Source organism: Paenibacillus mucilaginosus 3016, from assembly GCF_000250655.1.
Taxonomy (GTDB): Bacteria; Bacillota; Bacilli; order Paenibacillales; family NBRC-103111; genus Paenibacillus_G; species Paenibacillus_G mucilaginosus.
Window position 1 is genome coordinate 3,157,814 of sequence record NC_016935.1, and the last position, 26,769, is coordinate 3,184,582.

Annotated in this window: 22 protein-coding genes and 2 pseudogenes; 20 read left to right on the forward strand and 4 right to left on the reverse strand. The window is 61.3% G+C overall.

What is annotated here, in order from left to right:
* Positions 1 to 28: 28 nt before the first annotated feature.
* Positions 29 to 1,618: an ATP-binding protein gene (locus tag PM3016_RS13560; protein ID WP_014369885.1), complete on the reverse strand. Its 1,590-nt coding sequence runs from the start codon at positions 1,616 to 1,618 to the stop codon at positions 29 to 31.
* Positions 1,619 to 2,073: 455 nt separating this feature from the next.
* Here PM3016_RS13560 and PM3016_RS13565 point away from each other — a divergent pair, with 455 nt between their 5' ends.
* The 11 genes and pseudogenes from PM3016_RS13565 (at position 2,074) to PM3016_RS13615 (ending at position 13,922) form a co-directional block, all read left to right on the forward strand.
* Positions 2,074 to 2,874, forward strand: a complete 801-nt coding sequence (locus PM3016_RS13565) for an ABC transporter ATP-binding protein (protein WP_014369886.1) — start codon at positions 2,074 to 2,076, stop codon at positions 2,872 to 2,874.
* Complete coding sequence (locus PM3016_RS13570) at positions 2,858 to 3,670, forward strand: ABC transporter permease (RefSeq protein WP_014369887.1); 813 nt, start codon at positions 2,858 to 2,860, stop codon at positions 3,668 to 3,670. Before PM3016_RS13565 ends, PM3016_RS13570 begins: the two co-directional genes overlap by 17 nt.
* Entirely contained in the window at positions 3,667 to 4,560 is an 894-nt protein-coding gene (locus PM3016_RS13575) for an ABC transporter permease (RefSeq protein ID WP_014369888.1), read from the forward strand. Before PM3016_RS13570 ends, PM3016_RS13575 begins: the two co-directional genes overlap by 4 nt.
* 79 nt (positions 4,561 to 4,639) lie before the next feature.
* On the forward strand, positions 4,640 to 5,713 hold the full coding sequence (locus PM3016_RS13580) for an ABC transporter substrate-binding protein (RefSeq protein WP_238540507.1): 1,074 nt from the start codon (positions 4,640 to 4,642) through the stop codon (positions 5,711 to 5,713).
* A gap of 182 nt (positions 5,714 to 5,895) precedes the next feature.
* Positions 5,896 to 7,254, forward strand: a complete 1,359-nt coding sequence (locus PM3016_RS13585; protein WP_014369890.1) for an aspartate aminotransferase family protein — start codon at positions 5,896 to 5,898, stop codon at positions 7,252 to 7,254.
* A gap of 73 nt (positions 7,255 to 7,327) precedes the next feature.
* A pseudogene (locus PM3016_RS13590) lies at positions 7,328 to 8,615 on the forward strand (M20 family metallo-hydrolase).
* A complete protein-coding gene (locus PM3016_RS13595; RefSeq protein ID WP_014369892.1) occupies positions 8,603 to 9,484 on the forward strand; it encodes a nitrilase-related carbon-nitrogen hydrolase in 882 nt (293 codons plus the stop codon). Before PM3016_RS13590 ends, PM3016_RS13595 begins: the two are co-directional and overlap by 13 nt.
* 64 nt (positions 9,485 to 9,548) lie before the next feature.
* Positions 9,549 to 10,911: pseudogene (locus tag PM3016_RS13600) on the forward strand (NAD(P)-dependent oxidoreductase).
* 27 nt (positions 10,912 to 10,938) lie between these two features.
* Positions 10,939 to 12,240, forward strand: a complete 1,302-nt coding sequence (gene preA / locus PM3016_RS13605) for an NAD-dependent dihydropyrimidine dehydrogenase subunit PreA (protein ID WP_014369893.1) — start codon at positions 10,939 to 10,941, stop codon at positions 12,238 to 12,240.
* Positions 12,241 to 12,242: 2 nt separating this feature from the next.
* Complete coding sequence (gene hydA, locus PM3016_RS13610; RefSeq protein WP_014369894.1) at positions 12,243 to 13,691, forward strand: dihydropyrimidinase; 1,449 nt, start codon at positions 12,243 to 12,245, stop codon at positions 13,689 to 13,691.
* Positions 13,692 to 13,703: 12 nt separating this feature from the next.
* The gene (locus PM3016_RS13615) at positions 13,704 to 13,922 is read left to right on the forward strand and encodes a hypothetical protein (protein ID WP_014369895.1); all 219 of its coding nucleotides are present in this window, start codon (positions 13,704 to 13,706) and stop codon (positions 13,920 to 13,922) included.
* Between the two features lie 143 nt (positions 13,923 to 14,065).
* Here PM3016_RS13615 and PM3016_RS13620 read toward each other — a convergent pair whose 3' ends face one another.
* Complete coding sequence (locus PM3016_RS13620) at positions 14,066 to 15,679, reverse strand: PucR family transcriptional regulator (RefSeq protein WP_014369896.1); 1,614 nt, start codon at positions 15,677 to 15,679, stop codon at positions 14,066 to 14,068.
* 212 nt (positions 15,680 to 15,891) lie between these two features.
* On the opposite strand from PM3016_RS13620, the gene PM3016_RS13625 reads away from it, so the two are divergent.
* The 9 genes from PM3016_RS13625 to PM3016_RS13660 all read left to right on the forward strand — a co-directional run bounded on the left by PM3016_RS13625 (position 15,892) and on the right by PM3016_RS13660 (position 24,589).
* Complete coding sequence (locus tag PM3016_RS13625) at positions 15,892 to 17,439, forward strand: CoA-acylating methylmalonate-semialdehyde dehydrogenase (RefSeq protein ID WP_014369897.1); 1,548 nt, start codon at positions 15,892 to 15,894, stop codon at positions 17,437 to 17,439.
* A 539-nt stretch (positions 17,440 to 17,978) separates the two neighbouring features.
* On the forward strand, positions 17,979 to 19,967 hold the full coding sequence (locus tag PM3016_RS13630) for a methyl-accepting chemotaxis protein (protein ID WP_014369898.1): 1,989 nt from the start codon (positions 17,979 to 17,981) through the stop codon (positions 19,965 to 19,967).
* Between the two features lie 189 nt (positions 19,968 to 20,156).
* On the forward strand, positions 20,157 to 20,519 hold the full coding sequence (locus tag PM3016_RS13635) for a PadR family transcriptional regulator (RefSeq protein WP_013916203.1): 363 nt from the start codon (positions 20,157 to 20,159) through the stop codon (positions 20,517 to 20,519).
* Positions 20,482 to 21,309, forward strand: coding sequence for a permease prefix domain 1-containing protein (locus tag PM3016_RS13640; RefSeq protein WP_014369899.1), 828 nt, complete (start codon positions 20,482 to 20,484; stop codon positions 21,307 to 21,309). Before PM3016_RS13635 ends, PM3016_RS13640 begins: the two co-directional genes overlap by 38 nt.
* 21 nt (positions 21,310 to 21,330) lie before the next feature.
* Positions 21,331 to 22,128 (forward strand): hypothetical protein, encoded by a 798-nt coding sequence (locus PM3016_RS13645; protein ID WP_238540508.1) that lies wholly within the window; start codon positions 21,331 to 21,333, stop codon positions 22,126 to 22,128.
* A 43-nt stretch (positions 22,129 to 22,171) separates the two neighbouring features.
* Positions 22,172 to 22,342: a hypothetical protein gene (locus tag PM3016_RS39630; RefSeq protein ID WP_238540509.1), complete on the forward strand. Its 171-nt coding sequence runs from the start codon at positions 22,172 to 22,174 to the stop codon at positions 22,340 to 22,342.
* A 24-nt stretch (positions 22,343 to 22,366) separates the two neighbouring features.
* The gene (locus PM3016_RS13650) at positions 22,367 to 23,191 is read left to right on the forward strand and encodes a permease prefix domain 1-containing protein (protein ID WP_014369900.1); all 825 of its coding nucleotides are present in this window, start codon (positions 22,367 to 22,369) and stop codon (positions 23,189 to 23,191) included.
* Between the two features lie 13 nt (positions 23,192 to 23,204).
* Complete coding sequence (locus PM3016_RS13655; protein ID WP_014369901.1) at positions 23,205 to 24,059, forward strand: hypothetical protein; 855 nt, start codon at positions 23,205 to 23,207, stop codon at positions 24,057 to 24,059.
* Between the two features lie 20 nt (positions 24,060 to 24,079).
* A complete protein-coding gene (locus PM3016_RS13660) occupies positions 24,080 to 24,589 on the forward strand; it encodes a hypothetical protein (protein ID WP_014369902.1) in 510 nt (169 codons plus the stop codon).
* Positions 24,590 to 24,775: 186 nt separating this feature from the next.
* Here PM3016_RS13660 and PM3016_RS13665 read toward each other — a convergent pair whose 3' ends face one another.
* The gene (locus PM3016_RS13665; RefSeq protein ID WP_014369903.1) at positions 24,776 to 25,735 is read right to left on the reverse strand and encodes an arabinan endo-1,5-alpha-L-arabinosidase AbnA; all 960 of its coding nucleotides are present in this window, start codon (positions 25,733 to 25,735) and stop codon (positions 24,776 to 24,778) included.
* A 376-nt stretch (positions 25,736 to 26,111) separates the two neighbouring features.
* On the reverse strand, positions 26,112 to 26,729 hold the full coding sequence (locus PM3016_RS13670; protein ID WP_014369904.1) for an SAM-dependent methyltransferase: 618 nt from the start codon (positions 26,727 to 26,729) through the stop codon (positions 26,112 to 26,114).
* Positions 26,730 to 26,769 lie beyond the last annotated feature (40 nt).

Below are 26,769 nucleotides of genomic sequence, written 5' to 3' on the forward strand. Positions count from 1 at the left end.
TCCTCTGTGGGACGAATTTCCTGATCTTCTATCTTGGAAGATCGATGGTAAATTTCGTGCCTCTTCCTTTTTGGGATGTGAACGACAGCTTGCCCTTATGATTCTCGATAATCCGGTAACAGGTCGACAATCCCAGGCCCAATCCCGCTTCTTTCGTTGTGAAGAAGGGGTTCATCACCTCTCTCATTTCGTCATCGGTCATACCAATTCCTTCATCTGAAATGGTAATTTGGTAACTATTTGGATTGGCCAAACGCGATTCGATTTTGACCTCTCCTCCGTCGGGCATCGCCTCCAGCGCATTCTGAATCAGGTTGATGAGCACCTGCTTGATCTGGATCGGGTCAATGCGCATCGGCGTTTCTTCAGTCAGGATGTAGTCAGTAATGGTCGATGAGCTGAGCTTGGCCTGGCTTTCCATAAAACGAACGGTGTCCCTGAGCAGATCTTCGATCACGACGTCCTTGCGGTCCGGCGAACCGGGCTTGGCCATCATGACGAAATCTGAAACGAGCTGCTTCATCGTTTCGAGCTCGGAGTAAATCAGATCGAGATACCCGCTTTCGGATTCCGTCTTGGCCCGTTCACGCAGCAGGTAGATAAAGCCCATGACGGAGGTCAGCGGATTGCGGATCTCATGAGCAAGCCCCGCGGCGAGCTTGCCGATGGCCGAGAACTTCTCGGAGGTGATGATCTGCTTCTCGAGATCATAACGCTCGGTGATGTCGCGGAACTGGGCATAGGAGCCGATCAGGTTGCCGCGGTCGCCGAAGATCGGCATGGCGTCGAACAAACAGATCGTGCGGTGGTCGAGCGAGTTCGTGAAGGTCAGCTCGATGTCATGGAAGCGCTGCTTGTTCTTCAGCACATTATAAATGTAGTTGCCGAACTGCTCGAAGGCGAAGATCGGATTGCCGATGACGCTTTCGCGGTCCCGGTTCGTAATCTTCTCGGCGAACGAATTGAACTCCTGAATATTGCCCTTGTCATCGGTAATAATGACCCCGTTGTTCATGGTATTGATCATCAGGTCATTGATGATGGTCTGATCCCGGCTGGCCTGGCGCAGGAGCAGCTCCCGTTCCATGGAATCGACCATGCTCGTAAGCAGCGGAAGAATGAAGGGGCTGTGATACTGCGTGGCCGTCATGATCGCGATCGTGCCGGACAGGTTGTTGATTTTTTTGAAATGAAACGGAACACAGTAGCATGCGGTCTGCCAAAGCACCTCGTGAAAATGCTGAGGACCGACCAGTTGGATGCTCTTATTGTGAAGCATAGCCATATGAACGACATTCGTGCCCATTTCCTTCTCGCTGAACTGCATGCCTTCAACGATGCCGAGCTTGTTCATCATTTGGCGGATGTTCTCGTCTCCAAAGAGGGAAAGGACAAAGCCTTCGTGGTTCGCGATCAAGAGCATGATCGGGGGGCCGTCGAGCATCTTCACGAGCTTCTGACCGAAATAATCGACCACTGAAATGAGGGCATGGTACTTATCCTGGCTTCGTTTGAGCTCCAAGGAGGAGAGGGCGGTGACGGGCACGGGAATCTGATCCGGCTTCATGCCCCTCTCGATGCAGCGCTGTTTGGATTCGGAAATGATATCTATACTCATGAGAAAACTCCCTTGTTATGAACGATTCACATTAGTTCTTATTATATACATCGGCGCCCTGACCAAGTTTAATGAAGACCCGCTGCGTCCGCTTTCGGACTAGGGACTCCGTAGGGGCTGTCCCTATTATTTTACATTGTTTTGCGGAGATTGACACATAGAATGTTCGCAGGAGCGCAGAATGCTTGGAAAAATATCTCTTCGATGGGGCGTAAGGGCATGGAAGAGGAGAATAGAGGGGAGGGCGGCAGCTGCACTGGTGAGATATTCACGATATCTTTGGACAGTATGTCAAAGAGTTAAGCCCATAGTCCGCACAGTATGTATAGTGATAAAGGCAGAGATGGGTTATATAATATGACATACACGGTACACAGAGTGAACTCATTTGTTGACATACCCCGATTTGTATCCACCGCTCTTCAGTTCGCAACCACTGCGTAAGGAGGGATCGCATGGACCGACCGCCGAACCAGGAAGCCCCGTGTATCTCCGTCCGTGAAGTGTCTCACCGTTTCCAGGATATGCAGGCCCTAAGCGGAATAAGCTTCGACATTTATCCCGGTGAACTGATTTCCCTGCTCGGCCCTTCCGGCTGCGGCAAATCCACCCTGCTCCGGCTGATGGCCGACCTGCTTCAGCCTACGTCGGGAGAGATCCGCGTCAGCGGGGGAGATCCCCGAACCGCCCGCCTGCGCCGCGAATTCGGCATCGTGTTCCAGCACCCCACCTTGTTCGACTGGCGAACGGTGCGCGGAAATATCGAGCTCCCGCTCGAGCTGCTGGGCGCCGGCCGTGCCGAACGCGACGACACCTGTGACGCACTTCTCGATCTGGTCGGCCTCCACCGCTTCGCGGGCCATTACCCCTGGCAACTCAGCGGCGGCATGCAGCAGCGGGTGGCCATTGCCAGAGCCCTCTCGCTGGATCCCCCGATCCTGTTCATGGATGAACCCTTCTCTGCCCTCGACGAATTCACGAAGGAAAAGCTGCACATCGAACTCCTCTCCATCCAACAAGCCACCGGCAAGACCATTGTCTTCGTGACCCATTCGATTCCCGAAGCCGCATTTCTCTCCGACCGCATTATGGTCCTGTCCGCCCACCCGGGCCGGATGCATTCCATCTTCGACGTAGGCCTCGGCGCCCGGCGCGTGCCGGAGCACCGGGACGAGCCGCAGTTCCATGAGCTCGTCAGCCGGGTCCGGGCCTGCTTCAGGGAGGAAGGTGAGCCCCGTCATGAAAGAGCGGTCTAACCGGCGGGACACCCGCTGGATTCTCTGCTGGGCCGGCGGCCTCCTGCTCCTGTGGGAGGCGTGCGCCTGGCTGCTGCACCAGTCCTCCGGGCCGGCCGGAGCGCCCGCCGCCTCGAAGCTGCCGTACCCGCACCTCGTGCTGGCTGCGATAGCGGCGGGCGGTCCGGAGTTAGCCGGGCAGGGCGCCGTGACCTTCGGCAATGCGGCGCTCGGCTTTGCCGCCGGCGCCCTGATCGGGTACCTGCTCGCGATAGGGATGAGCTTGTCCCGGACGGCCGAGCGCATCTTCGCCCCCTACGCCGTCGCCTCGCAGATGGTTCCGATCATCGGGCTGGCGCCCATCGTCTACGGCATACTGCACCAGGCGGAGACCGCCCGCGTGCTGATGGCCGCTTATGTGACGTTTTTTCCTGTGACGGTTCATGCGCTCCGCGGGCTCAAAAGCGTGCAGCCGGGACAGCTCGAGCTGATGCGGTCCCTGGCGGCAAGCCGGTGGGTGACCTACCGCAAGCTGATCCTCCCTGCGGCGCTGCCCGGCCTCTTCACGGGGCTGAAGATCGCCGCCCCGCTGGCGATCACGGCCTCGGTCGTCGTGGAGCTGATGGGAGCGCCGGACGGGATCGGCGTCCTTATGGTGTCGTCGCTCTACTACGGCAGCGCCCAGGTCTATACGTTCTGGTCAACGGTGATCGTGTCGATGGGCATCGGGCTCGGGGCGTACGGCATCGTCTCCTGGATCGAGCGGCGGGCGGCGCCCTGGCAGCCGGAATTTCGGGCAAGGAGGGGAAGTTCGTGAAGGAAGCCGCATTCACAGCGGAAAAAGAACTGCTGGCCCAAGCGGTCCGGGAGCCGGGAGACCGCGGAGAACCTCCGGCGGAGTTCACACGAACGGGGAGAACGCGCAGAGGAAAGAGTGCCGCCTCCTGGCAGAGCCGGCTGTATCCCGCTGCCGCCGGCCTCCTGTTCCTGCTGCTGTGGCAGCTCGGAGCGCTGCATGGGCTGCTTGGCCTCGAGCCGTACCAGCTGCCGCTGCCGTCCGACATCGGCGCCTCGATCCGCGACAACGCCGACGTGCTGTGGCTCTACTCCCTGTACACCGGGGCCGAGATCGCAGGCGGCTGCCTGCTCGGCTCGGTGCTCGGGCTCGCCGCCGCCGTCGGCGCCTCATTCCTGCCCCGGGCCGGGCAGGCGGGCATCTCCGTGCTGGCGGCCGTCAGCGCCGTGCCGATCGTGGCGCTGTCGCCGATCGCCAGCTCCTGGTTCGGCGACGGCATCCTCTCGCGCATCGCCGTGGTGGCGGTGCTCACGACGGCGACGATGGCCGTGAGCGCCTACAAGGGGCTGACGGCCATCGAGCCCAGCTACCTGGAGCTGATGTCCTCGGCGGCGGCGGACCGCTGGCAGACGCTGCGCAAGCTCCGGCTGCCCCATGCGCTGCCCGATATCTTCTCGGCTCTCAAGATCGGCATGTCGACAGGCATTATCGGGGCGATCGTCGGCGAATTTTTCGTAGCTTCCCGGGGGCTCGGGTACCTGCTCTCCGACCAGATCCGGCTCGGCAACATGCCGCTGGCCTGGGCCTGCATCACCATCGCCGCCGTACTCGGCATCGTGCTCTACACTCTGATCGAAGGGGCGGAACGGTTCGCGATTCCGTGGCACGTATCGCAGAGGCGGAGCTCCTGACAGAGCAGTTTCACCACCGGCAGTCCATCAGAAGTAAGAAGTAGAGAGAGTATTGATTTCGGAAGGGGACACGATCCAGATGAGCAAGCGCAGGGGGTTTATGGTTTGTTCCATGTTATTGGCCGCCGTCATTCTGCTTCTTACCGCCTGTGGAGGAGGCGCGACGGCTCCGGCGAATGTCACGAGCAGCGGCACACCGGCTGCCGGGGGGAGCGGAGCCAAGCCGCTGCAGAAGGTGAAAATCCAGCTGAAGTGGGTGCCCCAGGCCCAGTTCGCGGGGATTTATGCGGCGAAGGAGAAGGGGTATTTTGCGGAGGAAGGCATCGATGCGGAGATTGTGCCCGGCGGGCCGGACGTGATCATCGAGCAGCAGGTGGTGAACGGGGCGGCGCACATCGGCGTCACCTCACTCGACTCCCTCTTCGTCAACCGGGACAACGGCCTGCCGCTCGTCTCGCTGGCCCAGGTGTCGCAGAAGAGCTCCTACCGGCTCATCGCCAAGAAAGAGAAGGGCATCGACGCGCCGGAGAAGATGAAAGGGAAGAAGGTCGGCACATGGATGGGGAGCCAGCAGTTCCAGGTCCTCGCGTTCATGGAGAAATACGGACTCGATCCGAAGAAGGATATCTCGCTCGTGAAGCAGGGCTTCACCATGGACCAGTTCTTCAGCGACCAGCTCGATGTGGCTACAGCGACGATCTATAACGAGTACTATGTCGTGCTCGAGAGCGGGGTGAAGGAGGCGGACCTGCATGTGTTCTCCCTCGAAGAAGCAGGTGTAGCGATGCTGGAGGATACGCTGATTGCCAAAAAAGACTGGCTCGATGCGAACAGGGACCTCGCGGTGAAAACGGTGCGTGCCATCCTGAAGGGCTGGAACTATGCCATTGACCACCAGGAGGAAACGGTGGAGACGGTCATGAAGAGCGTGTCGGCCGGCAGCACGACGAAGGGGCACCAGACGACGATGCTCATGGAGATGGCGAAGCTTGTGCGTCCCCAAGGCTTCAAGCCGGAGGACGTGGGCAGGTTCGACGACGCCTCGGTGAAGCGCACGGCGGACATCGCGCTGAAGTACGGGCTGATCAAGAAGCCGGCGGAGCTCGATCAGGCGATCGACAAAAAGGTGTTCGAAGCGGCGGCTGCCAAGTAGCTTGGAGGTTGAACGGCAAACCGCAGTACGTTAGCGAGAAGCTTGATGTATGCATTATCAAGTTCGCTTGCTGAAGAAACGGGAGCAGCCGCCCCCAGAACGGCGGTGCCCCAAGGAAGCAGCGGAGAGCAGGCCGTCCGTCCGCGGACCGGCGCTCTCCTCCATGAGGAAGGGGCGGGGATATGAGCACGATGGAAGAGCAGTCGCTGAAGGAAGAGCTGCTGGCCATGGACCGGCGCCACCTGTGGCACCATATGAGCCCGCACAATGACCATCCGGTGATCTTCGCCGAAGGCCAGGGAAGCTGGGTAACGGATGTTGAGGGGAACCGGTACCTCGACGGCATGTCCGGTCTGTGGTGTGTGAACGTCGGGCACGGAAGGGAAGAGATCGCGCTGCGGGCCTTCGAGCAGATGAAGACGATCGCCTATACGCCGCTGATGCAGTCCCATCTGCCCGCGATCCGGCTGGCGGAGAAGCTCAGTGGCTGGATCGGCGGACCGGAGTACCGGATTTTTTTCTCGAACTCGGGTTCGGAGGCCAATGAGGTCGCCTTCAAAATCGCCAGGCAGTATCACCACCAGAACGGCGAGCCGACACGGCACAAATTCATCTCGAGGCACCGGGCCTACCACGGGAATTCCATGGGAGCCCTGGCAGCGACGGGGCAGGCCCAGCGCAAGCGCAAATACGAGCCGCTTGGCATGGGCTTCCAGCACGTGCCTCCGCCGTACTGCTACCGCTGTCCGTTCGGCCAGTCGCCGGAGAGCTGCCGGCTCGAGTGCGCGAGAGCCATCGAGGAGGCGATCGTCTGGGAAGGGGCGGAGACGGTGGCCGGCGTCATCATGGAGCCGGCCATCACCGGGGGCGGCGTGATCGTTCCTCCGTCCGGATACCTGCCGGCCATACGGGAGATCTGCGACAAGCACGGCGTGCTGCTCATCATCGACGAGGTGATCACGGGCTTCGGCCGGTCCGGCGAGCGGCTCGGCCATCACAACTACGGGATCACGGCCGACATCGTGACGATGGCCAAGGGCCTGACGAGCGCCTACGCCCCCTTGTCCGCGACAGCGGTGAGGGCGGAGCTCTACGAAGCGTTCCGCGGGGCCGGGGACGACACGCATTTCCGCCATGTCAACACCTTCGGCGGTAATCCGGTCTCCTGTGCCGTGGCGCTGCAGAACCTCGAGATCCTCGAACGGGAGGGACTCGTGGAGCGGGCGGCGGAGCTCGGCGAAGGGCTCCGGCTCCGGCTGGCGGGGCTTGCGGAGCATCCGCATGTCGGGGACCTGCGGTTCTTCGGGTTCATCGCCGGCATCGAGCTGGTGGAGGACCGCGCGAGCAAGGAACCGGCATCGGCGGACAAGGTGATGAAGGTGCTCTCCTTCTGCCGGAGCCGGGGCGTGATTCTCGGCAAGAACGGCGATACCGTGCCGGGCTATGCGAATATCGTGACGGCGGCGCCGCCTTTTGTGACGACGGAAGCGGAGCTGGATCTTATCGCAGGGACGCTCAGGGAAGCGCTGGAGTCGCTGTGATGGAAGCCCGGCAAACAATACACCTTACCCGGATTAAGGATCAACCCATTACATACGAAAGGCGGGAGGCTGCATGGCCCAAACGGCACCGCGTACGATCAACAGCGAACGGCTGCACGGACGGCTGGAAGCATTGTCGCAGATCGGCAGGCTGGGGGGAGACTGGTGTGCGCCGGCTGGCGCTCACAAAGGAAGACAAGGAAGGCGTGCTGCTCGTGAAGTCCTGGATGGAGGAAGCCGGCCTGCAGACGCGGATCGACGCGTTCGGCAATCTCATCGGCCGCCTTGAGGGGGCAGACCCGGCCGCCCCCGTGCTCATGCTCGGCTCGCACATCGACTCGCAGCCCTACGGCGGGCGGTTCGACGGGGCGATCGGTGTGCTCGGCGCGCTGGAGGCGGTGCAGACGCTGATCGAGGACGGCGTCATGCCGGGGATGGCGGTTGAGGTGGCGGCCTTCTGCGACGAGGAGGGATGCCGCTTCAACAAAGGGCTGTTCGGCGTACGGGGGCTGACCGGCCGGCTGGAGGAAGGCGAGCTGGACCGGGCGGATGCGGACGGGATAACCCGCCGGCAGGCGCTGGAGGCATTCGGCTGCACGCCGGACCCGGAAGCCTTCGCGGCTTCGCAGTACCCGGCGGCAAGCGTGGCCGCCTACCTCGAGCTGCACATCGAGCAGGGGCCGGTGCTCGAAGCGCTGGAGCAGCCCGTCGGCATCGTGACGGGAATCGCCGGTCCGCTGTGGCTGACCGTGGAGCTGACGGGCTTCGCCGGGCATGCCGGCTCCGTGCCGATGCTGCTGCGGCAGGATGCGCTGGTCGGCACCGCCAAGATCATCGCGGGGCTGAATGCCCTCGCCGGCGAGGAGCCGGGAGCGCCTACCGTCGGCACGGTCGGTTCGCTGAACGTGTTCCCGAACTCGCGCAACATCATCCCGGAGCGGGTCAGCTTCACGGTGGATCTGCGGGACATCGATCTCGAGCGGCGCGAGGCGATCGAACTGAGGCTGCGGAGGCTGATCGACGAGACGGCGCAAGCGCACGGGCTCACCGTGACCATTCGGGAGGATACGAACAGCGAGCCCCGCTACTGCGCCCCCTGGATCAAGGCGCTGCTTCGGGAGCAGGGGCGGGCGATGGGGCTGGAGGCGCCCGAGCTGATGAGCGGACCATTCCACGATGCACTGGCGATGTCGTACTTCTGCGATTACGGCATGATCTTCGTCCGCAGCCGCAAGGGAATATCCCATAATCCCGAGGAGTATTCGTCCCCGGAGGACATCGCCCTCGGCGCGCAGCTGCTGTACAGGGCGGCCAGACGCATCATCGAATCCCGGAAGGAGGAGCGCCTATGCGCCACGTAACGATAGGTTTGATCCAGGCCTCCCACGAGGTGCATGGGGATGAGCCGGTGGAAGTTCACAAGGATGCTGCAGTGCTTAAGCACGTGGAGCTCGTAAGGGAGGCTGCGGCCAAGGGCGCACAGATCGTGTGCCTCCAGGAAATCTTCTACGGCCCCTACTTCTGTTCCGAACAAAAAACGAAATGGTACGACGCGGCCGAGCCGGTGCCCGAAGGGCCGACGACACGGCGGTTCAAGGAGCTGGCGAAGGAACTCGGCGTCGTGATCGTGCTCCCGGTGTATGAGCGCGAAGGCATCGCCTCGTACTACAACACCGCGGCCGTGATCGATGCGGACGGTTCTTACCTCGGCAAGTACCGCAAGCATCATATTCCCCATGTGGCCGCGGGCGGCGGGAGCTGCGGCTTCTGGGAGAAGTTCTACTTCAAGCCGGGGAACACGGGCTATCCGGTGTTCGATACGGCCTATGCGAAGATCGGCGTGTATATCTGCTATGACCGGCACTTCCCTGAGGGCGCCCGCCTGCTCGGCCTGAACGGGGCGGAGATTGTGTTCAACCCGTCGGCGACGGTGGCGGGGACGTCGGAGTATCTGTGGAAGCTGGAGCAGCCGGCACACGCGGTGGCCAACGGCTACTATGTCGGCGCGGTGAACCGGGTCGGGGTTGAGGCGCCGTGGAACATGGGCGAATTCTACGGCCAGTCGTACCTCGTGGATCCGAGGGGCTCCATCGTGTCGATCGGCAGCCGGGACCGGGATGAAGTGGTGATCGGCGTGATGGACCGCGAGCTGATCCGTGAGGTGCGGGATATCTGGCAGTTCTACCGGGACCGGCGTCCCGAGACGTATGAGGCGATTATGAATCTGTAGGGAGAAAAGGAAAGGGCTGCCTGCCGGCGGCCAAACGGAGATCGTATTGAAGGAGGACCTGCTTATGAACCATCTGCCATGCTCCGCCTCGGACGCCAAGGGACCGTTCGACGAAATCGAGCCCGGGATGCGGCCGGGCGAAGCGCTCGAGGAATCGAACCGCTGTCTGTACTGCTATGACGCGCCCTGTATCCAGGCGTGTCCGACGGCGATTCCCGTGCCCACCTTCATCAAACAGATCGCCACGGGCCACCTCAAGGGGGCGGCACGGACGATCATGCTGGCGAACCCGGCGGGGGCGAGCTGCTCCCGGGTCTGTCCGACCGAAGAGCTCTGCGAGGGCGCCTGTGTGCTGAACGACGCCTCGAAGCCCATTCTCATCGGCCGGCTGCAGCGCTATGCCACGGACTGGGCGATGAAGAGCGGCCAGTCGCTGGCTGCAGGCGGGCGCACCGAACGGCCGGAAGGCGGCGGTGATCGGCGCGGGGCCCGCCGGCCTGTCCGCCGCCAGGGAGCTGGCCCGCTTCGGCTTCGCGGTGACGGTGTATGAAGCGAAGGAGCTCGGAGGCGGGCTGAACACCTACGGCATCGTGTCGTTCCGGCTGCCGCAGGAAGTGCCGCTCTGGGAGGTGGAGCAGGTACGGTCGCTCGGCGTGGAGCTCCGCACCGGAGTGCGGGTCGGCCGGGACGTCTCCGTGGAGGAGCTTCTGGCCTCATACGATGAGATCGTGCTCGCGGCCGGCATGTCGACGGTACCGATGCTCGGCATCGAAGGCGAAGGGCTCGCCGGCGTCTACGATGCGATCGAGCTCATCGAAGGGACGAAGACCGGGATGCCCGAGGATCTGGCCGGTGCCCGGGTGATCGTGATCGGCGCGGGCAATACCGCCGTGGATGCCGCCGTGACCTCGCAGCGCCTGGGAGCCTCGCAGGTACGGATGGTCTACCGCCGCACACGGCAGGAGATGACGGCCTACGCGTTCGAATACGAATTCGCGAAGGCGGAGGGGGTCGAGTTCCGCTGGCTCACGGCGCCGAAGCGGATCGTCGGGGATGCCTCCGGCAGGGTCACCGGCCTCGAATGCGTGCGTATGGAGCTGCGTCCGGCGGAAGACGGCGGGCGGCCCGTGCCTGTGGAGATCCCCGGCTCCTCCTTCGTCATGGAGGCGGATGCGGTAGTGAAGGCGATCGGCCAGACGCGGCATCTGCCGCTGATCGAAGCCCTCGGACTGGAGCATGACCGCGGCGTCGTGCGGGTCGATCCCGTGACCCTCCGCACCTCGAATCCCCGGATCTATGCGGCCGGCGATGTGATTTTCGGCCAGGGACAGGGGGAGGCGATGGTGGTCTCCGCCGCTCAGCAGGGCAAGCTGGCCGCTGAAGCGATCCGCCGGGTGTCCGAAGGCTATGGCGCAGAGACCGCTTAAAAAGAACAAAGTCGAGGAGGGGACGGCATGGCCGATTTACGCATCAATCTCGCAGGAATAGAGTCGCCGAATCCGTTCTGGCTGGCCTCCGCGCCGCCGACCAATACGGGCTATCAGGTGCAGCGTGCTTTCGAGGCGGGCTGGGGCGGCGCCGTATGGAAGACGCTCGGAGATCCCATCATCAATACGTCGGCCCGGTTCGCCGCCGTTCACTTCGGCGGCCGGCGGGTGGCCGGCCTCAACAATATCGAGCTGATCACCGACCGGCCGCTGGAAGTGAATCTCAGGGAGATCGCCGAGACCAAAAAGCGGTTTCCGGGGCACGCCATCATCGCCTCACTGATGGTCGAGCCCAAGCGGGAAAAGTGGCATGAGATCGTGAAGCGGGTGGAGGAGGTCGGCGTCGACGGGCTCGAGCTCAACTTCGGCTGTCCGCACGGCATGGCCGAGCGCGGCATGGGCGCGGCGTCCGGACAGCAGCCGGACCTCGTGGAAGCGCAGACGATGTGGGTCAAGGAGGCGGCCCGCACGCCGGTCATCGTGAAGCTGACGCCGAACATCACGGACATCACCGCAACGGCCGCGGCCGCGGTGCGGGGAGGAGCGGACGCCGTGTCGCTCATCAATACGATCAACTCGCTCGCCGGCGTCGATCTCGACTCGTGGAACACGGTTCCCCATGTCGGCGGCAGGGGCACGCACGGCGGCTACTGCGGACCGGCGGTGAAGCCGATCGCACTGAACATGGTGGCGGAGTGTGCTCGCAATCCGCAGGTGGGTGTGCCGATCTCGGGCATCGGCGGCATCTCGGACTGGCGGGATGCCGTGGAGTTCATGCTCATGGGCGCGACGGGGGTACAGATGTGTACAGCCGTCATGCACCATGGCTTCCGGATCATACACGAGCTCGTCGAAGGGCTGAATGATTATTTGGATGACAAAGGCATCGCCAGCGTATCCGAGCTCGTGGGCCGTTCGGTGGAGCGGTACTCGGATTGGGGGGCGCTGGATCTGAACTACAAGGTCGTCGCGCGGATTGATACGGACACCTGTATTTCGTGCAACAAGTGCCACATCGCCTGCGAGGACACGTCCCACCAATGCATCGAGCGGCATACGGCGGCGGACGGCTCCGCCTACCTGAAGGTGAGGGAGGAAGACTGCGTCGGCTGCAATCTCTGCTCCATCGTATGTCCGGTCGACGGGGCGATCGAGATGGTGGAGCTGCCGGCTCTGGCGGCGCCGATGTCCTGGAACCAGCGGCAGACGGCTCTGGCGGAGCTTGGGAGCGCGGAACCGAAGGAGAACGACACGAAGGAGGCGGTGTAACCATGACGGTGAAGCTGATACGGGGCGGAACGATTGTCACGGCAAGCGACACGTACCGGGCGGATCTTCTGCTGCGCGACGGACGGATCGCAGCGATCGGGGTAGGGCTCCCGGCGGAGGGGGCCGAGGTGGTGGATGCGGCGGGGCTGTACGTCATGCCCGGCGGCGTCGACCCGCATACGCATCTTGACATGCCGTTCGGCGGTACGGTGACGGCAGACGACTTCGAGACCGGCACGAGGGCCGCCGCCTTCGGAGGGACCACAACGGTGATCGATTTCTGCCTCACGAACAAGGGAAGGCCGCTCTCCGAGGCGGTGGCTCAGTGGCATGCGAAGTCGGAGGAGAAGGCGGTGATCGACTACGGCTTCCACCTCATGATCTCGGAGATTACCGATGAGGTGCTGGAGGAGCTGCCGCGGATCATCGAGGAGGAGGGCATCACCTCGCTGAAGGTGTTCATGGCATACAAGAACGTCTTCCAGGCCGATGACGGAACCCTGTACCGCACCCTGCTGTCGGCCAGAGAGCACGGCGCGCTGGTGATGGTGCATGCGGAGAACGGGGACGTCATCGACTACCTGATCCGCGAGGCGCTGGAGGCGGGGAACACCGATCCGATCTATCATGCCAAGACGAGGCCCTCCGTGATCGAGGGCGAGGCGACCGGCCGCGCCGTGAAGCTGACAGCCTTGGCAGGCTCGCAGCTCTATGTCGTTCATGTCACCTGCGAGGAGGCGGTCCGGCAGATCGCCGAAGGACGCAGCCGGGGGCTCGACATCTGGGGCGAGACGTGCCCGCAGTACCTCGTACTCGACGAGACGGACCTGGAGCGGCCGGACTTCCAAGGGGCGAAGTATGTCTGGTCTCCGCCGCTGCGGGAGAAGTCCCACCAGAGTGCGCTCTGGAACGCGCTGAAAAGCGGGGAGCTGCAGACGCTGGGGTCAGACCACTGCTCCTTCAACTTCAAGGGGCAGAAAGAGCTCGGCCGCGGCGACTTCAGCCGCATTCCGAACGGGGGACCGACGATCGAGGACCGTTTCAGCATTCTCTATTCCGAAGGAGTGGCCAAGGGACGGATAACGCTGAATCAGTTCGTCGATATCGTCTCGACCCGGAGCGCCAAGCTGTTCGGTCTCTTCCCCCGCAAGGGGACCGTGGCCGTAGGCAGCGACGCGGACCTCGTGCTCTTCGATCCGGCTGCGCGCCGCGTCGTCTCGGCGGAGCTCCATCACATGAACGTCGATTACAACCCGTTCGAAGGCATGGAGCTGACGGGTCTGCCTGTATCGGTGCTCTCCCGCGGCGAATTCGTTGTCCGCGACCGCGTCTTCACAGGCGTTCCCGGCCGCGGGCAGTATCTCAAGCGGGCGAGATACGGAGCGGAGCTGACGCACGGGAATGCCGGCAGTCCGGCGGCGGGCACCACCCAGCCGCTGCTGCAGGGTTAGGAGGGAGTACCGATGTCCGAACATAGACAGGTGGTCGAGGAGCAGTACCGGATGAACGCCTATCTGGCCCAGGGCTATCTCATCGGAGAAGTGGCCGAAGGGCTGAGCGGCACCCGGCTCGTGCTGCACCATCCGCAGCGGCCGGAGGAGCGGCAGGTGATGCACCTGCTCACCGCGGAAGCGAGGAGAACGCTGGGCTGCGCCCTGATGAAACAGCTCGGCCGGGCATGACTCCGGCCTGCCGGCAGCCCGGCCTGCGGCGGATCGGGTACGCTGCTAGTACTGGCATGCTGAGCTGTGCAGGCCATTCGGCTAAACGGAGTATGCCGTGCCGGTATTCGCAGCGGCTGCTAAGCCGGCTCACGGGGAAGGGCTCACTTCATCGAACCGTGCCCGTATTCATAAGCGTACAGAGCCAGTTCCAGGGCCAGCCGCTTGCGCGGCTGGTCGAAGTCATTGCCGATCAGGGTGGCAATCTTCTCGAGGCGGTGATAGAGCGTCTGCCGGACGATGAACAGGGCGGCCGCGGTCTCCTGCTTCGAGCCGCTGGCGGCGAGATACACCTTCAGCGTCTTAAGCAGCTGGGCGCTGCGCTCGGCGTCATAGCGGATCAGCGGCCCGATGTAATCCTCGATCAAGGCGGGCAGCTGCCCCGTTCCTTTGAGCAGGGCCAGGATACGCTCCACGTGGAGCTCGCTGTACATGGGCCGGGGGAGAGGGCCCGTATCCCTCTGGATGACGGCCGTCTCCCTCGCGGTCTCATAGCTTTCCCGCAGCCGGGTGAGGTCGGTGACCTCCCGGCCGATGCCGGCCCGGCTGTGGAAGAGGCCGGTCCCCGGCTCGGTCTTCCGGAGAAGGTGGAGACAGCGGAGAATGCGTTCGGCGGCCGGCGTACGCCCCGGAGGCATCCCGTCCGCGAGTACATACACGGCCTGCCGGTCCACCCAGCCGGGCAGGACCGTGAAGCCTTCGCCGCCGAAGATGGAGCGGGCGACGATATGCTTTTGGATGAGAACGGATTCGAAGTCCCTTGCGGCGGCCAGCGCAGGTTCGGGATCGAACAGACAGACGGTGGCCGACCGGATGCGGCCCGCTGCGCACAGCGTACTGAGGCCGGTAAGCACTTCCTTCTCCGTATGCTTGCCGTCCAACCAGTCCGCGAGCCAGCGGTCTTCCCGGTGCCTGCGCTTCTCCTCCATGTAACGGGTGCGCATCATCTCCTGGGCCACCGCCGTGGCGGTGCGGTCGAGCGCCAGCAGCGCATAGTCGCTGAGCTCTTCGGGGGAGGAGAGAATGAGGTCCCCGAAATGCTGGTCAAGCGCAAGGATCGGCCGGTGGGTCCGATGCGGCGGCGCTTCCGGCGGCCGGCTGCGGGCGCCCTGGGACCATTCGGCCGTGAACCGGGCTTCCTCCGCGCGGGCCAGCGGGGGCACGAAGGAAGGTTCCGCTCCGATCGGCAGGAAGGCAACGGAAGCGCCGGTAGTGCTCTGGAGCAGCTGCAGCAGCGGAAGAATGCCCCGGCCGGCAAGCAGAGACTGGTTCAGGCGGGCGGATAATGACTCCAGCTCGGAGACCATGCGGTGATGGCGGTTGATGAAAACCGAGTGCAGATCCTGGGTGATGTCAATGTAGCGGACTTCCTCATGGAAGAAGATCAGGGGGAAGTGGGCCTGAAGCGCGAGTTCTTTCATCCCCTGGAGTGGGTGCTTCGTATAGCGGCCGAGCTCGATACAGAGGCCCGAGGCTCCGCTATCGATCAGCCCTTTCAGGAAGAGCAGGCTCGTCTCTTCGCTCTCCTGCCAGCCGACGCCGGTGGAGAGAACCAGCTCCCCGCCGTTGAGCAGCCGGCCCACTTCGCTGACCTCCAGAATGTGGGCCCACCGGACGACCCGGTCGAGCGCCTGGTCGCTCGCCAGCGCTTCCGCCTTGCGGAACAGGGGGCGTCGGAGAATCTCGCGGATCGTGAGCTGCAGCAGCGTGCTTGCCAAGAACATCGCCTCCTAATCAGGTGGATGTGTTGCGAGTACCATGGTAACGAGCGAGCGTGCCGGGAGCAGGCCGGCGCAGCGAGACGGGATGGAACGTGGAAGGGATCGAAGGGGGGCGGAACGGCGTGTTTGCCTTTTATGTTCGAGAAGGATGGGAGAATTCCTGCCATGACGGATCGATTTATTCTTAAGCCAGAAACGGAGGAGATTCCATGAACGCTGGAAGTGCGGCTCGTAGGAAGGAGCAGAGCGGGGTGCGCCTGCTGCCCAATCGGATCGGCGGACGGGAGGTATTCCCTGCGGGCGGAGCCTGCGAAGAGGTCCTCAACCCGGCCACAGGCGAGCTGCTGGCGCAGGTGCCTCTCTCCGGCGCTGCGGAAGTCAGCCTCGCGGTGGAAGCGGCTGTGGAAGCATTCGGTTCCTGGAGCCGGGTGCCTGTGCCGAAGCGGGCGCGCGTGCTTTTTCGCTATTGGCAGCTGCTGCAGGATCATGCGGAGGAACTGGCCGCGCTGATCACCGCGGAGAACGGCAAGAGCCTGAGGGAGGCTGCCGGGGAAGTGCAGCGGGGCATCGAATGCGTCGAATTTGCCGCAGGTGCTCCGTCCCTGATGATGGGAACGGGACTCGGGAACATTGCGCCGGATCTCGACTCGTCGATGCTGCGCGTGCCCCTTGGCGTCGTGGCCGGGATCACGCCGTTCAACTTCCCGATGATGGTGCCCTGCTGGATGTTCCCGCTGGCCGTAGCCTGCGGCAATACGTTCGTGCTGAAGCCCAGCGAACGTACGCCGCTCACCGCCATGAAGCTGGCTGCCCTGCTTGAGGAGGCCGGCTTGCCGCCCGGCGTGCTGAACCTGGTGCATGGCGGCTATGACGCCGTGAATGCGCTGACCGGACATGATAAGGTCAAAGCGCTCTCGTTCGTCGGCTCCCAGCCGGCGGCCTTGAGCGTGTACCGCAAGGGCACGGCCGCCGGCAAGCGGGTGCAGGCGCTCTCCGGCGCGAAGAACTACCATATCGTCATGCCGGACGCCCACCCGGAGAAGACGGTGGAGAACATCATTGCCTCGGCCTTCGGCAGCGCCGGGGAGCGGTGCATGGCCTGCAGCGCCGTAGTCGTCGTGGGCGAAGGCGATGCCTTCGTCGGGCGGCTGGCGGCCGCGGCAGCCGCCCTGACCGTCGGCCCCGGCGCAGACCCGGATTCGGGGCTCACGCCCGTCATCCGGGAGGAGCACCGGGAACGGATCCGGCGCATGATCGAGCGCGGCGTGGCGGAGGGCGCCCGGCTCGTGCTCGACGGCCGGGGCGGGGGACTCCGTCCGGCCGCAGATCCGTCGCCGCCGCTGCCGCCGGCCGAGGGAGCTCCGGCTTCCCGAGCTGCGGAAGCCGGGACGGCCGCCTCCCCGTCCGCCGGCTTTTTCCTCGGGCCAACGCTCTTCGACGGCGTCCGTCCCGAGATGTCGCTCGCACAGGAGGAGATCTTCGGTCCGGTGCTCTCGGTGCTCCGCGCGGCGGATCTGGATGAAGCGCTGGCCATCGCGAACGAATCCCGCTTCGGCAACTCGGCCGTGCTCTATACGGACAGCGCCCGGGCGATCCGGCAGTTCCGCGAAGAAGCGGAGGCCGGCATGCTGGGCGTGAATGTCGGCGTCCCTGCGCCGATGGCCTTCTTCCCGTTCTCGGGCTGGAAGGACTCGTTCTACGGCGATCTTCATGCGAACGGCCGGGACGGCGTCGAGTTCTATACGAGAAAAAGATGATTACCTCACGCTGCTTCTGAACGGCAGCACAAGACGGCAGCCCCGAGCGGTGCCGGTGTAAGTCTGTCAAGCCGCCGCCTTTTCGGCTGATGGTTTGTTTCGCCCGATGAGAGCATACCTGCCTTCTGACGCAGAATGCTTCTCTTCGGGATACTTTCGTTTTAGCAGCAGTAAAAGGAGGAAGAGTCTTGGGTAGAGAGTTGAACCTGTCCGCAGCCTTACTGCTGCAGAGGCAGATGGTGCCCTCGCTGCCAAAGTCCTGCATTTTTTTGGGGGAGCCTCTAAACAATGCTCGTCCTGCCGCCGATACTTCATTATGTCAAGGTTGTTGACATGCGCTCTGCCGGTGCGTATTATAATCAACAATACAGCCGTTCTTGATAAAGAACATTGCGCAGACATCTGACACTGTGTTTACTTCCCTGCGATGCCAGGCCCTGCCCGGGTCCATCAGCATACGGGGTGTTTTTTTTATTATAAATATGTCGAATGGTGTAAAAGTTTGGCGGTACATATCAATCTAAAGCGAGGGTATAGCAATGAAACCGAAGAAACCAAGGAAACCGGGAACCGCATGGAATCTCCGGACGAAATTTATGACCGTATTTGCGTGCATACTGCTCCTTCCAAGCCTGACGATCGGCCTGTTGGCCTACTTGAGCGCCAAGGATGAGATCGGTTCGAAGATTCGTGCGAGTGCCATGGATAATCTGCAGATGCTGAACTCCACCATAAACGATAAAATGGACGCCAAGGTTCATGACATGAGCTATTTCTCCAAGGTGTTCAACGCTTCCTTCTACAGACCGGAGCAGATCCCGCTGCTGATCGCCAAGCTGGAACAGTACGTGGGCCTGCATCCGGACGTCATGGTTGCATACATCGGTACGGCGGAAGGGCAGATGTTCCTCTCTCCGCTGCAGGAACTTCCAGCCGGCTTTGATCCCCGGCAGAGGCCGTGGTACGAGGATGCGATGAAGCAGCCGGGCAAGGCGGTTATTACGGATCCTTATGTGACCGCATCCACCGGTGAGGTGGTCGTCAGTGTCGTGCAGATGCTGGAGGACCGCTCGGGCGTCTTCGGGATCGACATCAACCTGAAGCACATTCTGGAGTTCACGAAGCTGGCGAAGATCGGGAGCGAAGGATATACGTTTATTTTGGACAAAAACCGGAAGGTTGTCGTTCATCCGCAGATCGCCAGCGGTACCGAATCCACGGAATCGCACTTCGATCCAATGTATGCCAATGCCCAGGGCGAATTTTCGTACTCGGATGAAGGTGCGGACAAACACATGGTGTTCTACACGAACGAGTCGACCGGATGGAAGCTGGCCGGTTCCATGTTCCAGTCGGAGGTGGAGCAATCCACCCAGGGCATCTTCAACACGACCGCGCTGGTGGTTGCCGCCGCGCTGCTCCTGGGCGCCTTGGCCGCCTACCTGTTCATGCGCTCCTTCCTCGGACCGCTCCGGGAGATGCGTTCGGCCGCCCAGAAGATCAGCGAAGGCAACCTGACCGAGACGATCACAATTCGCAGCCGGGATGAACTCGGAGAGCTGGCGGGCGCTTTCAACCGGATGTCCGCGAACCTGCGGGAGGTGATCGCCCGGGTCAGCGGGAACATGGAGCTCCTCGCTTCTTCGGCGGAGCAGCTCACCGTCGGCGCGAAGGAGACGGGCTATGCAACCGAGCAGATTGTCAACATCATCCAGGAGGTCGCCTCCGGCTCCGAACGGCAGGTGCAGTCCGTCGGCTCGAGTGCCCAGGCGATGAAAGAGATGACGACCTCGGTACAGCATGTGGCTGCCAATACGTCGGATGCGGCGGCATCGGCCGTGCAGACGCTCGATAAATCCCGCGAAGGCAACCAAGCGGCGGACACGGCGGTGGAGCAGATGAAATCCATCCAGGTTGCGGTTAGCGGCTTGGCCGGAGTGGTCCAGGGCCTCGGTGCCCGTTCCGATGAGATCGGCAAGATCAGCGGCATGATCTCGGCGATCGCGAACCAGACGAACCTGCTGGCACTGAATGCGGCCATCGAAGCGGCGCGCGTGGGCGAGCAGGGCAAAGGCTTCGCGGTGGTCGCCGCCGAGGTGAGGAAGCTCGCCGAGCAGTCGGCGGCTTCGAGCAAGGGGATTGAGGAGCTCGTCTCGCATATTCAGTCAGAGACGAGACAGGCGATAGGCACTATGGAGGTGGCCGTGCAGGAAGTCGCGGACGGCATCGTGGCGGTGCAGACCGCAGGGGACAAATTCGAGGACATCAACCGGTCCGTGAACGACGTCGCGGAGCAGATCGAGCAGGTCTCGGCTGCCGTTCAGCAGATTGCGGCAAGCGTGGAGCAGGTCTCGTACTCGATCGACCAGGTGGCGGGAATTGCGGACGCCACAGCGGCCGGTACCGAGACGGTCTCCGCGGCGACGGAGCAGCAGCTCGCCTCCATGCAGGAGATGAGCCATTCGGCGGCGTCCCTGAACGAGATGGCTCAGGAGCTCAAGGCCATTACGGCCAAGTTTCAAGTGTAATAGAGCAGGGCGGGTGCTCTCCTGTAAGGGGGAGGCCCGTTTTTTTGATGCGCCCCCATGCTTGAGACAGGGGCTTTTCTGCGTTTCTGTATCTTTTTACCTTGTATAAAATGGATATTTCGCCTCATGCCGTGCAATAACTTCCAAGCTATTCTGTATACATAGAATGACATAGTAAGGGGGCCCGTCATGCGCAATGAGATGATCAAAGGCTATATCGACGCCATCATCCTGTCGATTCTTCAGAACGGGGATGCGTACGGGTACGAAATCACCAAAATTGTGAATGCATCAACCGAGGGAGCCTTCGAGCTCAAGGAAGGCACGCTGTATCCTGCGCTCAAGCGGCTGGAGGCGAACGGCTTCATCGAGGGCTACTGGGACGAGCGGGATGCGGGGCCGCGCCGCAGATATTACCGGATCACGGAGGAAGGGCAGGGCAAGCTGGCCCGGAATAAGGAATCCTGGGTGAGGAACACGCACATCATCAACCAATTTCTTGGAGGGCTCGGGCATGGACAAGGCGGACCGCTATCTGAACCGAATACTTAGAGGCACCTTTCTGACCGGGAAGGAGAAGGCGGAGTGGGAGGCCGAGATGCGCACCCATATCAATTGCTCCGTAGAGGAGCTGGAGGAGGAAGGGCTCGGCAGGGAAGACGCGCTGGAGCGCACCCTCCGGCAGTTCGGCGACCCGGGCATGCTTCGCCGGGATTTGACCCGGCAGACGTACGGGATCAGCATGGATATAATCCTGCAGGTATCGGCACTGCTCTGGGCGGCTTTCCTCTTCTTGTATCTGCAGAGCCAGTTTCGTCTGTACGACAGCCGCTTGGTGCTGCCGCTGATTCCGCTCACCCTGCAGGCTGCGGTCTTATTTATGCTCACGACCCGCAATCGAGCAGACCGCTTCGGTCTGCTGGGTGCAGTGCTGCCTTACATCTTGCTGCATGTGTGCCTTGCCATCGGGATTCCGGAGGCCGTCAGGTGGTATGATGCGGTCATGAACGGCTACACACCCGATTGGAGGAGCTATCAGCTCTTCCTGTCGATGATGTTCCTATGGGGGCTGGTTCTCCTGAAAGGAACGAAAAACACCGGCGTTGCCGCTCTTCCTTTGTTCCTTGCCTTCCTCTACAAGGGATTTGATCTGTGCAGGAGCTTGAATCTGCACCTGTTCTCGGCCTTGGATAGAGGAGTGAACTCTGCTTCCCGCCACGAAGTATTGTCCCACTTGGAAGGGGTCTCGATCCGTCTCTTCGCGCTGGCCGTCTTTCTGGCTGTCGCTCATGGTTATCTTCAGCAGCAGAAGAGCAGGCCTGCCGGAGCCAGCAGAGCGTAGGGGGAGAAAGGAGGAATGACCGTGTCCCGCTTCCAAATCTTCGCTATTGTTGGGTATCGTCTCATCGGATTGTTCCTGGTGCTTCAAGGAATCCGGATCCTCCTTCGTGAGGCAGGAGGGGATGACACCGGCTATGCACAGCTCGGCTTGTTCACACCGGGTTCGGAGGAAGGGATGCTGGCCTATGCCGGCCTGCTGCTTGCTGCGGGGGTCGTTTTCTCGGCGGTCCTGCCTTTCATTCTGAGAAGGCAAACCTTGGGGAGGATCCTGCTTTCCGGAGCGGTGCTCTCGCTTGGATTCGGGCTGTTGTGCGCCAGGGCGGCATCGGATCTCCCACCTATGGCAGAGGTTGGCGTATCCCTGTTTGGCATGTTTGAACTCTATCATCCGAGGGAGCAGGCCCTGTACGGGAGGGTGTTGGGGGGACTGGCCGCGGTCCTGCTCCTCCTTGTACCGGCGGGGTTCCTGATCCGCTGGCACGCCATGTCCCCGACAATCTGTCGCAAAACGGCATGTATTCTGCTCTTTTGTCTTACAGGAGCGGGCTGGGCGGCGGCAGGTGAGAGCAGCGGTGCAGATGCGGAAGGCCAAGTGAAGGCCGTGGCTGGGAAGTACGCTGCGGCTCTGCTGAGCGGGAAGCCGGAAGAAGCCGCAGCATATGCCGAGAGCCGGCATGCCGTCAGCCGGCAGTCGCAGATTGAAGATGACAAGCGAATAGCCAAAACATACTCCGAGGTCTCGGTCGTATCGGTTGCCCCTCTTGGCAGGCAAGTGATGGAAGTGAAGCTCTTATACGGTTTCGGAAGGAAGACCGTATGAATATACGTATCCGGCCGTTCGCCGAGGAGGGCGATGGGTTCTTGTGGTGGGAACCCTGATCTCGCATGAGGACTACATGCGGATGAATCAGATCCTGAAGGATGTGAAGGCAGGCAGGGTGCGGGCGGAAGCCTTAAAAGACGCCCAGCCTTTGCTGGACCGGATGCCTTATGCAGAGCGTGCCGGATACTCGGAAGGACAGCACAGTTCATGAATTAAACACTTGGAGGGCACAGGAATGGATAAGATGGACCGCTATCTGAAGGAGGTCCTCAGAGTGACGTTCCTTCGGCGTGAAGAAAAGGCGGAGTGGCGGGAGGAGATGCGAACCCATATCGACTGCTCTGTGGAAGAGCAGGTGTCTGACGGATTCAGCTGGGAAGAGGCGCTGGAGCTCACCCTCCGGCAGTTCGGTGATCCGGGCATGCTTCGCCGGGATTTGACCCGGCAGACGTACGGGGTCAGCATCGATGTCCTGCTGCCGGTGTCCGTGCTGTTTCTGGGCTGGTATGCTTATGCCGTGGCGGAGGAGCTGCAGGTGCATTTTTCCGGTCAAGGAATCGGGGTTGTCCCTTTGACCCTGCTGGCAGGAACGCTGTCTCTGCTGCTGACCCGAAAAACAGCTGACCGCTGGGCCGTTCTGCTGACGCTGCTTCCCTTTGGGCTGGTCTTCGGACTTCAAAAGCTGCAGGTTCCCGGGGCCTTATCCTGGTATTACGGCGTCCTGCTGGGTGACCGCTGGGGATTTTACTCCGGCTATGCAGGGATAATGATCCTTCTGGGACTGCTTATTTTCCTAAAGACGCAGAACGGGAGGATCGCTTCTCTGCTTTTACTGCTGCCTGTCCTGTACTCGGCGCACCAGCTGCCGGGACGGATCTCGAATTACATGTATCACCTCCAATACAGCAGTCCGAATGAGCATGGGATGTACTATATGGCTGTGACGTATCAACTGGACTCTCTTCTGATTCGGACTTTTGTATGGGTTGTTTTTCTGCTGGCGCTTCGTTACTTCACACAATTCGTGCACCACCGGCGCATCAACAAGGCCGGATCATAAGGGGAGAGGAAACATGAGCACTTTACAACTTGGTGCGTCATTTGTATCGAGATTAGCCGGACTGTATATGGTCATGTCCGGGATTCGTATCCTGCTTGCCGGCGGGAGGGCCGCTGATACGGGGTCTGTCCCCCTAGGTCTGATCATCCCCGTAACAGAGACGGAGATTTACATATACAGCATCGGCATGATATCGGCGGGCGCGATGCTGGTATTCCTCCTGCCGAAGCGGGTCGGCCGGTTTTCCCGGTTCACTGTTCTCTTCGGTCTGGCAGCTGGCTCTGTGGCTGTGGGCACGATATTCGGCTATATGGGAGTCGAGCTGCGGAAGGCGGGACCTGTCGTCATCCAGATGTTCGATTGGGTGAGATTAACCGGGTCCGGGCAGCAGCGCATCGGCGCCTGGGTACTGCAGGGCCTGGCCTTTGTCTTCATCCTGATTGTGCCGGTGCTTCTGTTCAGACACAGATGGAAGGCGGCGGTCAGCGGGGTCGGATTGTTCACTGTGATCCTGGCCGGGCTGACTCAAGACGCAGCGGCCGCGAAGGCGCCGCTTTCTGCGGAGTACGAAGCCCGCGCCGTGGTGGAACGATACCTGGAGTCGCTGCTCAGACACGATCTCGAGAGCATGGTGCAGTATGCGGATGACCTGAGATTCCCGGCCAAGAGGGAGCAAATCCGCCAGTACCGCACGATCTCCGATGAAATTAGCGAAGCCCGCGTACTCTCCGTGACCAAGAAAGGCGAGAGGGTCATGGAAGCAAGAATTCATGCGGTTGTGGATGGAGAACCAGGGGAATTCACCTTCCCGGTGATCAGGAAAGGCTCCCACTGGCGTGTCATCGTCGGCCAGGATCGCCAAGCTTAGAGACGGGGAGGTTTATCCTAATGGGTCATACCAGGAATGTTCTAGTTCTCATGGTGATCATGGCAGCTTCGCTGTGTGCGTCAGTCTACGGAGCAGAATACTGGCGAAGCACGCAAACGCTGGAGATGCGCACCAGCCGGCCGGCAGAGCAAGTGGCAGACAATCCGGCGGAGCAGGGCGAAGCGATCGTCCGCGATTATTTTACAGCACTGATGAACGACAAGACACTGGAGGGTACGCCGTTAACCTCATTTGAGATCGGGAGGACGGATGCTTCCGATCCCGACCGGATTCGCGTATCGGTAACGGCCCAGTTTGCGGAGGGACCGGAGTGGCCGCCCGTGGACTACTTTGTGGTTCGGGCAGGGGACCGCTACAAGGTACAAAAGCAGGTGTGCGTCATGGAGGCGCTCCCCGATACACCAGGCAAGCTCACGGCACGCTGTACGTCTGATTATACGGAGAGTATTGACGGAACCATCTCCGTTCCGGGGCCGGGGAGCGGAACTCCGGCAGAGAATGGACTCTAAACCCAATAGAAACGGCGTACAAAGGGGCAGTCCCCTTGTACGCCGTTTTTCACTTGAAATCCAAGAATTTATATCTTACGAGGGATCGATCCTGTAATCTTATATTTTTGATAAACGCACATCATCCATAAAGGACGGCAAATCCGTTTATCTTAAATCCCCAGGATGGCCTGGCAGCCCAGCGGCTTAGTACGTCGGCCAGCCGGAGGAATCCCACAGCAGGTCGTTGATCAGCATCTTCGGCGCACCGTTGTCGGTCGCGTCGTAGGCGTGTCTGACGATAATGTTATTGTTGTATACGTCCTGGTGGCCGGGGCCCTTCCAGCGGTCATTGCCGCTGTCGAGGATCGTGCCGCCGTTGTTCAGCATCGAGACGCCGTTCTTGTCCAGATACGGGCCGGTGATGGAGGTCGAACGGCCGTACACGATCTTGTACGTGCTGTCCACGCCGCGGCAGCAGTAGTCGATGGAAGCGAACAGGTAGTAGTAGCCGTTGCGGTACGTGATCGTCGGCGCTTCAATGGCCCCCCCGTTCGTGGTACGTCTGGCGATCGTCGTCAGGCTGCCGGTCGGCTTCATGGTGTTCTTATCGATCTTCACCAGCTTCAGGCCGCTGCCGAAGGAGCCGAAGCTCAGCCAAGGCTCGCCGTTGGCATCGATCGTGAGGTTCGGGTCGATCGCATTGTAGTCGTTGCCTTCCTGCGTCGTCCGGATGACGAGTCCGTCATCACGCCACTGACCGGAGCCGATGCTGGCCGTTGAGGTCAGACCGATGAGGGACGTGCGGGAGCCGAAGGTGGAGATGGAGTAGTAGAGCCAGTACCGTCCGTTGAAATAGTGGATGTCCGGTGCCCAGACGTCATTGTTCGTGTTGTTGGGGACATAGGTCTTCCACCATGAGAGCGGTTGCAGGAAAATCTGCGGTGTACGGTACCAGTTCGTGCCGTTATCCGACCGCAGCACCTGCAGGCCGGTACCCGTGGAGAACGTGTAATAAGAGCTGCCTTCCTTAATGATGGAAGGATCATGCACGCCGATATCTCCGGTCAGGTTCCAGAAGGCGGCGCTGGCCGGGATCACGGAGGTGAGCGCCATAGCGCAGGTGAGAGCGACGGTTACGAGCCATTTTTTGGCGGGCTTTTTCATTACTTTTCGCTTCCTTTCAATTCAGGGATTAGGGATTACCGACGTACGGCGGTACGTTTCCATCTACGGATCGGGTGGTATCACCTCATTTCCATTCAGGGTAAAGATGCGTTGGGCAGAAGGACCGCCAAAGGGGCTGGGGCTGAAGACCACTGAAAGCGCATCCAATCTACAAACTTATGTTAAATAATTCAAATTAATTTGTCAATATTTTCTTTTATTAATTTATAACTATGTAAATGGTAAATGGTGCAAGCTCATCAGCCTCGCTGTCCTTTAAGGACAATGCGCATTTAGAAATAGAGGAGCCCTGGTGAGCTATACATTCTTATGATTAGAAAAAGGCCGCCGAACACTCGGCTCGGCAGCCCTTCCTTCAGGTTGGTTTTCTCGCGATGAGAATGCTTGCGGCATGCCGGTGGGCCACGCCGCTGGAGCAGCAATCGAAGATGACGGTCTCGCTTACGAGTGTGTCCCAGTGCGGATAGCAGCTCTCCAATTCTTGAGGCTCGTACAGGTATTCATTCTTCCCCCAATCGGGGGCTGTTTCCACGTCGGGATGCCGTGTGAAGGCGAACAGCACGTGAAGTCCGCCGGCTGCCGTGCGGTCCTGCCAATGGCGGAACTGCCGGGGCCGGTTCTCCGGATGCAGATACTGGAGCGTACCGATCGAATAGATGACATCCACGGAGAGGGGAAGCATCCAGTCATTCAGGTCAACCTCCAGCGTGCGGATGGACACCTCTGCTTCTTCCGCCAGCCGGCGGGCTTTGGCAAGCCCCGCGGAGGCAAAGTCCATGGCGAGCACATCGAAGCCCAGCTTCGCCAGGAACACGCTGTCCCGTCCTTCCCCGGCCCCGAGGTCCAGCAGCTTCTTCCCCTGCCGGTTTTCTTCCGGAATGAATGCAGGGACGCGCCTCGCCAGCTCGTTAGGCTTCTTACCCCAGTAATATGCTTCCTGCTTGTAGATCTGCTGCAGCTGATCTTTGTCCAATGATACCAGCCTCCCTTAGAGTGATGCTCTCATCATAGGG